Source organism: Microcystis sp. M53602_WE12, from assembly GCF_030065455.1.
Taxonomy (GTDB): Bacteria; Cyanobacteriota; Cyanobacteriia; order Cyanobacteriales; family Microcystaceae; genus Microcystis; species Microcystis aeruginosa.
Genome location: NZ_JASJFB010000779.1, coordinates 1 through 1,188 on the forward strand (window position 1 = coordinate 1; position 1,188 = coordinate 1,188).

Annotated in this window: 2 protein-coding genes; both read right to left on the minus strand. The window is 38.7% G+C overall.

The genetic code is table 11. The features are described from left to right. Positions 1 to 81 precede the first annotated feature (81 nt). The gene (locus PX482_RS23950) at positions 82 to 303 is read right to left on the minus strand and encodes a hypothetical protein (RefSeq protein ID WP_288096113.1); all 222 of its coding nucleotides are present in this window, start codon (positions 301 to 303) and stop codon (positions 82 to 84) included. 18 nt (positions 304 to 321) lie between these two features. Next, positions 322 to 1,011, minus strand: coding sequence for a Uma2 family endonuclease (locus PX482_RS23955; protein WP_288024365.1), 690 nt, complete (start codon positions 1,009 to 1,011; stop codon positions 322 to 324). Positions 1,012 to 1,188: the final 177 nt, after the last annotated feature.

Sequence of the window (1,188 nt, forward strand, 5' to 3'; positions counted from 1 at the left end):
GCAAATAGGTGCAAGAATGAAAATTGTGGGAGCACAATGGAAAGCAGAGAATGTTCCTCAGTATTTGAAGCTACGTTGTGCTTATCTCAACGGCGATATTGCCTGAGTATTTTTACTCATTGCAAAACTGGGATGCTCCCCCTGTGCCTCTGCTGCTAAATTTTGCAGAAGATAGGCAACTCCCAAGTACCAATAGTCAGAAACATTTTCAGGATTGTTATCGATTAGTTCCTCGTAGATTGCCGCAACTTGAGGATAATCTTCGGCAATTAAAGCTTGATAAGCGTCAGGATGCCAATTCATAAATTTAAATATCAATTATTATTTTTTTTGAGATAATTTATTCAGAAAATCTTGATGTTCTTGACTGGCTAAACCTTGCTGTAAAACTGTCAAAACCTGTCCTAAGTTACCCGCTAATAAAGCATTAACATCTAACCAAAGACCGGGGAAAACCTGCGAGTAAATTATCCCTCGACTATCGGGTTCAAGTTTAATATATTCTCCAGCATTTAATCGGAACCAATCTAATTGACGTTCATAAACTCGCCAAACAAGATATTCTTGCACTTGATTACGACGATAAACTCGCCATTTATTGTGGAGATCATAGGAAGCACTAGAAGCGGCGATTTCTACGATTAATTCCGGCGCACCTTCGATATAATCATCGTCACTAATAGTTGATTGTCCAGCAATTTTAATTCTTAGTAAAGCATCTGGTTGTACTTCATTATCTGCATCCAGACGCACAGTAGTATTATCCGCAGACATTACCCCAATTGTGGCGGCTTTATAGACCCCTAACCAAGTTAAAATATCAGAATGAGGTTCTCCATGACTCTGCACTCGTACAGGAGAGGACATATAAACTATTCCTTCAATTAATTCGGCTTTTTTTACTTCAGAAAGGTTCTGATAACGACGCTCAAATTCCTGGCGACTTAGTTGATCACCATTTTCTAAAGGAGGGGTTTTAGGGAGGGAATAAATAGGTTCAGAAGTGATCATTTTAGGCTCTTCGTTACTTGTTATGGTTCGATAGGGGGGCATAAATCGACTAAATCCTTATCTGGCAAGAGACTTAATTGATTAGCTCGTTCTAGATCGAAAACAATTGACAAAAATCGCCAAATGTCTTTCTATATAAGGGTTTCATCCCTTATAAACCCCCTCCATTGCATAACA